This is a genomic window from Candidatus Frankia alpina (genome assembly GCF_902806485.1).
Lineage (GTDB): Bacteria > Actinomycetota > Actinomycetes > Frankiales > Frankiaceae > Frankia > Frankia alpina.
On the sequence record NZ_CADCWT010000223.1, the window covers coordinates 1 to 7,692 of the forward strand.

The 7,692-nt window shown below is 72.8% G+C and carries 4 protein-coding genes and 1 pseudogene; 1 reads left to right on the plus strand and 4 read right to left on the minus strand.

Annotated features, from left to right (window positions below):
- The first annotated feature begins 941 nt into the window (after window positions 1-941).
- Complete coding sequence (locus tag G6R25_RS19045) at window positions 942-1,541, plus strand: Uma2 family endonuclease (protein ID WP_205447246.1); 600 nt, start codon at window positions 942-944, stop codon at window positions 1,539-1,541.
- A gap of 37 nt (window positions 1,542-1,578) precedes the next feature.
- Here the strand turns inward: G6R25_RS19045 and G6R25_RS19050 are convergent, their stop codons facing one another.
- From G6R25_RS19050 to G6R25_RS19065, 4 genes and pseudogenes are all read right to left on the minus strand, one after another.
- Window positions 1,579-3,333: a DNA repair helicase XPB gene (locus tag G6R25_RS19050; RefSeq protein ID WP_163554055.1), complete on the minus strand. Its 1,755-nt coding sequence runs from the start codon at window positions 3,331-3,333 to the stop codon at window positions 1,579-1,581.
- A 144-nt stretch (window positions 3,334-3,477) separates the two neighbouring features.
- Window positions 3,478-6,033: a helicase-associated domain-containing protein gene (locus G6R25_RS19055; RefSeq protein WP_163554056.1), complete on the minus strand. Its 2,556-nt coding sequence runs from the start codon at window positions 6,031-6,033 to the stop codon at window positions 3,478-3,480.
- 42 nt (window positions 6,034-6,075) lie between these two features.
- Window positions 6,076-6,591 carry a hypothetical protein gene (locus tag G6R25_RS19060; protein ID WP_163554057.1) on the minus strand — a complete coding sequence of 172 codons (516 nt, stop codon included), beginning with the start codon at window positions 6,589-6,591 and terminating at the stop codon, window positions 6,076-6,078.
- Between the two features lie 479 nt (window positions 6,592-7,070).
- Window positions 7,071-7,692, minus strand: a pseudogene (locus tag G6R25_RS19065) (hypothetical protein); the annotation flags it as partial.

The window sequence follows — 7,692 nt, forward strand, 5'->3', positions numbered from 1 at the left end:
CATCGCCGACAAGCCGGAGAAGAACCCGGCCCCTGCTGTCCCCGGCGGCGGCGGCGAGATGGACTTCTAGTCCATCTCCCCTGCCTCACCCCCAGCACAAGCGCTGGATCAGCACCACCGTCTCGACGAAGGCGGCTCCGACTCCGGGGCCGCCTTTCGCCGTTCTCCCCGCCCTCCCTCGCGTCCGCGCCCGACCGCCGGCCGGCCACGGCGTCCGATCTTCCACCAGCGCGACCCGCCGTCGTCCATCCCCTTGGCCAACCTCGCCACCGTCGCCCGCGATTGCGGTGCGGTCGGCACGGTTTGGGACCCGATACCGCGCAGACCGCACCGCAGTTCACCGGGTGCGGCAGCACATCAATGCGGCAATACCCCTTTATTAGGGTGATCGACGTTAGAGCCGTACGTCACATTGAAAGGGCACTGTCCGCTGCATCGGCCGCATCTAAGGCGAAGCAGACATTCCAGACCTGTCCGCAACACATCGGAGGCCCAAGGCAACCGCCCCCAGCCAGGGGTCCCCGGACTGCGCCGAAGGCCCCCATAGCTCCCCCAGGAAGATCGCCGAAGGCGATCTGACAGAAACCCCGAACGGCGCCCCACGGCAGGGGTCCCCGGACTGCGCCGAAGGCGCCATCCGGGGAAAGCGGCCGCCTCCGCGGACGGGAGGTTCCGCGGAGGCGGGCACTTCGGCCTGGGAGCGGGCGCCGCTGGGACGGAGCGAACGCCGGGAGCCGCTCCCAAAGACGACCTTGCGCCAAGAAAGGTTCTCGGCCGTCGGTATCGGCGATCAAGTTACCATCGGGTATCGAGGCCGACAAGAGTTTTATGTCACTTCTTTTCAACAATTCACCGTAGGGGGATGTTAGGGCTCGACTATTTACGCGACACGGACAATTAACGCAGCCGGTCTTTCGACAGGGCCGCCGCGGCGGGGCACGATAGGCACCGTGGTCCAGGCACCCGCGCAGTCCCGCTCCCACCGCCCGTCCGTCATCGTGCCCGCACCTCCCGTAACGGTCGAGGATCTGGACGCAGGCGGGTACGCCGATGCCCGGCTGGAACTGCTGGACGGGCTGTGCGTCCTGCGCCCATGGCCGACGCCACTGCGCGCCCGGGTGACCAGTCGGCTGACCCGGCTGTTGGCGCAGGCAGCCACTTCCGGCGCGCACGTGCTTCCCGCCGGAGTCGGGGTGCAGTTGTCGGCGCGCTGCCTGCTCGTGCCGGACATCGTCGTGGCGCCGAGCGCCGAGGTGGCGGGCCGCCGGCTGCAGGAGACCCCCTACCTCGTCGTCGAGGTCGCGGACGCGAGCACCCGCCGTTACTATCGCACGCTGAAGCTCGACCTCTACCGGGAGCGCGGCGTGCCGGCATGCTGGCTGATCGATCCAGACACGGCGACGCTGGAGGCGTTCGAGCTGGTGTGCGGCGCCTACGTGACCACCAGCGCGGCCGGCCCACACGGTGAGTTCAACGCGACCCGACCGTTCCCGGTGACCGTTCGGCCCGCCGAACTGATCGACCCACCCGACGCCGAGTGAGCAGCCGCGGACTCGAGCCAGTACCGCCAGCCGCGAGCTAGTCTCGCCCGCCGGCACCGCCGGTGTCGGCGATGTCATCGGGATCAGCCAGGTTGTCCGGGTCTGCCAGGTCGGCCGGATCAGTCAGGTCGCTGCGGTTCTCGGCGTCACGCGGGTCGGGAATGTCGTCGGCGTCGACGATCGTGTAGGCGTAGCCCTGCTCGGCCAGGAATCGTTGGCGGTGGGCCGCGTACTCCTGGTCGAGGGTGTCGCGGGCCACCACGGTGTAGAAATGCGCCACCCGGCCGTCGGCCTTGGGCCGCAGCACCCGCCCGAGGCGCTGCGCCTCCTCCTGCCGGGAGCCGAAGGTGCCCGAGACCTGCACCGCCACTCCGGCCTCCGGCAGATCGATGGACACGTTCGCGACCTTCGAGACGACCAACGTGGTGATCTCGCCCGTGCGGAACGCCTCGAACAGCCGCTCGCGCTCCCGGTTGCGGGTCGAGCCCTGGATGACAGGAGCGCCCAGCATCTCGCCGAGCTCGTCGAGCTGGTCGAGGTAGGCACCGATCACCAGCACCCGATCGTCGGAGTGCCGGCGGACGAGACGCTCCACCACCGCCCGCTTGCTGCGCGCCGTGGCGCACATCCGGTAGCGCTCCTCCGGCTCGGCGACGGCGTAGGTCATCCGCTCGTCGTCGGTCAGCGTGACTCGCACTTCGGTGCACTCCGCGGCGGCGATCCAGCCCTGCGCCTCGATCTCGCGCCACGGCGCGTCGTACCGCTTCGGTCCGATGAGCGAGAAGACGTCGCCCTCCCGGCCGTCCTCGCGCACCAGGGTCGCAGTCAGGCCGAGCCGGCGACGGGACTGGATGTCGGCGGTCATCCGGAAGACCGGCGCGGGCAGCAGGTGCACCTCGTCGTAGACGATCAGACCCCAGTCGCGGACGCCGAACAGGTCCAGGTGCAGGTACTCGCCCTTGCGGCGCGCCGTCATCACCTGGTAGGTCGCGATGGTGACCGGGCGGATCTCCTTACGCTCGCCGGAGTACTCGCCGATCTCGTCCTCGGTCAGCGAGGTGCGGCGCAGCAGTTCGTGCCGCCACTGGCGACCGGCGACCGTGTTCGTGACCAGGATCAGCGTGGTCGCGCCGGCCTGGGCCATCGCCGCGGCGCCGACTAGGGTCTTCCCCGCGCCCGAGGGCAGCACGACGACCCCGGAGCCACCCTCCCAGAAGCCCGCGACCGCACCCTTCTGGTACTCGCGCAGCTCCCAACCGTCCTGGCGGAGCTCGATCAGGTGCCGCTCGCCGTCGACGTAGCCGGCCAGGTCCTCCGCGGGCCAGCCGAGCTTGAGCAGCGACTGCTTGAGGCGGCCGCGTTCGGACGGGTGCACGGCGATCGTGTCGTCGTCGATGCGCATGCCCAGCATCGGCGCGACCTTCTTCGCCCGCGCGACCTCGACGAGCACAGCCCGGTCGAGCGCTCGAAGCACCAGGCCGTGGACCGGATCGTTCTCCAGCCGCAGCCGACCGTAGCGGTCCATGGTGTCGGCGACGTCGACGAGCAGCGCGTGCGGGACCGCGTAGCGGGAGTGGCGGACAAGCGCGTCCACCACCTGCTCGGCGTCGTGCCCGGCGGCGCGGGCGTTCCACAGGGCCAGCGGGGTGACCCGGTAGGTGTGCACGTGCTCCGGGGACCGCTCCAGCTCAGCGAACGGGGCGATGGCCGCTCGGGCCTCGGCCGCGCCGGGATGGTCGACCTCCAGGAGCAGGGTCTTGTCCGACTGAACGATCAACGGGCCGTCCGCCACCCTCACCATCCTCCCGGTCCGCCCTATGGCATCGATCCAGCCAGGAAGGTCCCGGCGGGGCCGCCACACCGTGCAGGCAACGTACGTCGACGGTACAGGCGCCCGCCGACAGGTCTGCGCCCCCGTCCCGCCGGCGCCCACGGCTCAGGTCGGATCGGCCGCGTCCGGGGTGGCCGTCGTCCAGTCGGCCGGCGCCGGAGCGCCACCGCCACCGAACATCTCGTCGATGTCGGCTACCCCGGTCACCCGGTGCAGGGCGAAGCGGCGCGGGCCGGCGCTGAGCTCGTCCCAGGCGGTCAGCCAACCACCGTCCACCGCGGTCGGCCGCACGATCCGATCACTGGACGTGCCCTGCTGGTCGACGTACCCGAGCAGCACCCGACGCCGGTCCCGGACGGCGCCCTGCAACATCACGAGGATCAGCGGGGCGGACCGGGTGAGTCCGATCTCGGCGCCGGCGACGCCGCCGGCCGCCCGCATCGCCTGGGCGCTGTCGTCGCCGCGGCGGACCAGCCGCAGCACGTCGCGCGCCTGCGCGAGCCGCCCGTCAGCAACATCCACGGGCGCCGGGCGCGGCCTGGCCGGAGTCCGATGGGTGGCCGGTCGGCTGAGCACCACCCTGCCGTCGGGTGCCTCCGCAACCGGCGCATATCCAGCGGAGCGCAGGCCGGCCAGCACCTCGCCGGTCGGCAGCGAGGAGATGACGATGGTCGGCGCGATCCGGCGCAGCCCCAGCGCCTGCGTGCGGCGGCTCGCGACCACCTCGGCGAGCAGTGCGGTGTCGTCACAGCGCAGGTAGCTCGACGCGGAACCGGCGCGTAGCCGGCCGTGCCGGCGGGCGGTGTCGTCGATCAGGTAGGTCAGCCCCTGGGGGACGCCGGTGCGGCCCAGGCGCCCGAGCGCGGCGTGGATGTCCTCGGCGGTCAGCCCCGAGTCGAACCCGCGGCGCAGCGAGACCTCGGAGAAGCGGTAGACGGTCGCGGCCCCCGACGACTCGACGTCCGCCATCCGCGCGAGCTCCGCGGCCACCCGGGGAACCAGCGGGCCGGGGGCGACCGCGGTCAGGTCCGCCTGCAGCAGCAGCTCCTCGACCGGCTCGGGCAGCAGCGGTGTGAGGGCGTCGGCGAGCCGGGTGCACAGTGCCGCGTCCCCGCCGGCCGGTCGGATCGGCAGGCCGACGACCCGCGCCGGGTCGGCGTTCTCCTCGTCGAGCCGCGCGGCCAGCAGCCGCCCGACGGTGCTCGGTGTCCCCCGCCCGGTCAGGCCGAGCAGCTCCGCCTCGGCGACCGTGCCGTCGATCATCCCGGCCAGCAGCGTGCCCGCCCGCCGCGGCGCCCGCCAGGTCAGCAGGGCGCGCAGCGACTCGCCGGTCGGCGCCACCCCGGCCGGCGCCGCCGCCAGCGCGCGCAGCACCTGGGCCCGCAGGTCCGGCACGGCGGAGCGGCGAACCTCCAGCGACATCGCAGCGATCTGGCGCCCCCGCTCGTCCCGATCGCCGACCAGCCAGGCAGCGCTGGGCGACCGCAACCAGCCCTCGACCAGCACCGCCCACCGCGCCGCCACCAGGTCGATGCCCCAGCGGTCGTAGGCCGCGGTGGGCATGTACTGGATGTCGACGCCGGCGGTGGCGTCGACGAGTCCGGCGGCCGCCGCGAGCTCCACCACGAAGGCGGCGGTCCGCTCGTCGACGTCGAGCAGCTTCGCGGTAGCCCGCAGGTCGCGCACGCTCAGCCCGCCGGTGCGCAGCGGGGTCACGGGCGTCGCGCCCCACGCGTCGAGCAGGGTGGTGATCCAGCGCACAACGGTGTTCGCGGCGAGCGCGGCCGAGGCGTCGGCGGCCGAGGCACCGACAGTGGCGCCCGTCGGCTCGGGCGGATACGGATGCAGCTGGCCGGCCGGTTCGTCGCCGCGCAGCGCAAGGCCGACCTCCCGCGGCAGCTCGACGGTGTCGTCATCGATCCCGACCAGCAGACCCCGGGCGAGCAGCTCCTCGACCGGGCTGCGGGCCGAGGCGACGGGGAGCAGCCGACCGGCCTCGGTGGTCGTGCCGAGCGCGGGTCCGGCCGCCAGCCGGCGCAGCAGCTGGTGGGCCCGTTCGGAACAGCCGTCAAGCTGGCCGCAGACCTGCGCCGGATCGGCGAACAGACCGGCGACGGCGAGATCGGCACGGGCGGTGAACCCGGTCCCGGACTCCGCCGAATCCGTCGTCGGCGGGATCAGGCCGAGTGCGTCCGCGATCCGGGTGAGCTGGGTATGCCGGTAGGCCGACAGGCACTCGCGCACCGGCCGGCCGAGCCCGAGCGGCCGCGCCCCCACGAGGTCGACGACCATGCCGACCACCCGCAGCGCGCCATCGTCACCCCAGAGCAGACCCAGCTCACGCAGCCGGCGTACCACCCCAGCCACCTCGGCGTGCCCGCAGAACGCGCAGAGCTCGGCGAGCGTCACCGGGGAGGGCAGGATGGTCAGCGCCTCCAACACCTCGCACGCGTTGGTGTCGAGCCGCTCCATGGCACGCGCGACGCTCACCCGGATCTCCAGCCGGGCGGCCAGGACGTCAAAGTCCGGCGGCGGCGGTGTCGCGAGATCGGGTCGCAGCAGGAACAGCCGGGTGATCGCCTCGTCGGGCAGCGCGCGCAACCAGCCCACGAGCGTCATGGACTCGTCTGGCGCGGGATCGGCCGGCATCGACACCATCATGACGGTAGCTGGCCCGGCGCCGGACGCAGACAGCGCCGCGACCTACCCCGAACGCGCCGCGTCACCTGTCCGGACGCCGGGGTCACGACCTCGGCGGGCGCCGTCCAGCTGGCGGACGGTCGCAGCCCCGGCGACCGGCAGATCCGCGCGGCGCACGGAGGGGCCACCGCCTGCCACAAGGCTGAGCCGGGCCGTGCCGACCTGGTCCAACACCCAGCCGCAGCAGGTGTCCCAGCGCAGCACGGCGATCGCCGGGTCGATACCGCCCGGTGTGCGCAGGACGGCGAACGCCCAGTCCGGCGCGCCGGTCGAGGTACGGATGCCGCCGATGCGAAGGCCGTCCGCCGCGACCGTGGCGACCAGCGGGCTGTCGAGAACGGCGGCGGTGATGGCGGCGGCCTCGGCCTCGGTGGCCGGCCGGCCGGGGCCGTCGGAGACGTCGGACCCGGTGGCGCCGGCCCCTGTGAGACCCGGAGCCGTCCAGTCCCGCTGTGGCACCCCGTGACCGGCGTCGCCGGCCAGCGGGACCGCAGGGGCTACTGCGAGTCTCGGACGCACGTGGCCTCCTTGGATGCCTTGGCAGGCCCGGGCACGCGTTCGGTCGAACATCGGCGACCAGGACGCCCGACGGTGGCGGGCGCTCGCGAGACGCCGTCGACGGAATGCGACAGACCTACCAATACCGATTGGACACGCCGAGGGCCGCCGGGCGCAAGGGGATTCGGCAAACTGGGAGGCACCAATTTCGGCCGGGTCCGCTTCCTGTGCCTGAGCAGCCAGAAGGCCACTCGCCCCCGAGTTCCCAGGTTACCCGTCCATTGATTTGATCACACGCAAGGGCGACCAAAAAGCGACAAGTAAGACAACGGTGACAACAATCGGTCTCCACCCGACAAACCGCCGACTAAGTTACCGCGTGCGACGACATTCCCACGCAGACCACCAAAGCGGCTACCGGTACCGTCCGGCAGGCCATCACGCTGCGGCCATCGACGGATCACCCGGCGGGCCCGCGGCCGCTCCACGCCCACGGGTCGTCAGCGCAGCCCGTCGACCCGATCCACCAGGAACGACAGGTGGTTCGCACGGCCCCAGTCCGCGAGCCGCGAGATCGTCCCGGTATCCCCGGGCAACGCCAGCGTCCGGCCGAGCGACATCCCGCCGACCAGTACCGCCAGCACGAGCGCGGCCTGCAGTAAGCGGAGCAGGCCGGGCCGGCCGCCACGCCGGCGTCCGCCCGGGCGCGCGGCGAGCCCAGGAGCAGGACCATCCGTATGGGCGCGGCCCCCGTAGCGTTCGCGCTCCCGGCCGCCGGGACCGTCATCCCGGCGGATCGCGGTGCCGACAACGGGTTCGCCGGCCTGTGGGGAACCCCCGCCGAACCGGGCCCGCTCATCATCCGGGAAACGGCGGCCCGGTCGGGCGCGCCCGCCGCCCACAGGCGACCGCGCCCCATCCCGGGCAGCCCCAGGCGGCTCCCGGCCCTCGCCCTCCCGGATGGGGGGTTGAATGCCGGTGAAGCTGACCCGGTCCAGCAGGCCGGGCGCGGCAGGCCGATCGCCGGGCGGGCCGGCCGTGGGAAAACCATGACGGCCCGGCGGATCCGCGCTACGAAAGCCGCGCCACCCCGGCGGGCAATACCGGGAACTTAGGTTCTGA

What these genes read in the sequence shown, in the direction of transcription:
- G6R25_RS19055 (WP_163554056.1), bottom strand. Translation starts at nt 6,033, where the DNA reads ATGATGGTGTCGATGCCGGCCGATCCCGCGCCAGACGAGTCCATGACG.